General features: G+C 46.6%; 1 protein-coding gene. It reads left to right on the top strand.

Features of this window, described 5'->3' with window-relative positions:
- On the top strand, positions 1–412 hold a 412-nt coding region (locus R7E38_RS23140), incomplete at its 5' end, for a MutH/Sau3AI family endonuclease (RefSeq protein WP_318082189.1).
- Between the last annotated feature and the right edge of the window lie 189 nt (positions 413–601).

Below are 601 nucleotides of genomic sequence, written 5' to 3'. Positions count from 1 at the left end.
CGTTGCACCCTTAACTGGTGTTCAAGGACTGACATGGGAAACCAGCCATGTGCGCAATAAGCTCTCGCGCGTATTGTGGGTTCCTGTAGAAGGTGAACGAGAAATCCCCCTTGCCGAGCGTCGTGTAGGGACACCTCTTATTTGGTCGCCAGATAAAGAAGAAGAGCAGATCTTACGAAATGACTGGGAAGAACTGATGGAAATGATCGTCTTTGGCAAATTTGATCAAATTTCAGCCAGACATGGCGAAGCGCTTCACCTGCGCCCAAAGGCCGCTAATGCCAAAGCACTAACTGAAGCCTATAGCTCCAACGGGAAACCAATGAAGACGCTACCACGAGGCTTTTACCTACGAACACAATTCACCGAACAGATCTTACTGAAGCACTATATCAATGTGCAATCTGAGTAACTCATCTGTTCACTCTAATGGGTAACCAACGATAATTCGATATCGCAGTAAGAGGCAGTACCCTCACTACCGCACTCATCGTAAGCGTTGTGTAACCGCAAATAAGCTTTGTCGATACCTAACCTGAGCAGCTCTTCTTTCACCAAATCTAAGGAACCAAAATGAAGCGGTTCCTCTCCATCTTTAATC

This window comes from Vibrio sp. Vb2131 (assembly GCF_033338535.1).
GTDB lineage: Bacteria > Pseudomonadota > Gammaproteobacteria > Enterobacterales > Vibrionaceae > Vibrio > Vibrio alginolyticus.
This window is presented reverse-complemented; position numbering and strand designations above follow the sequence as displayed.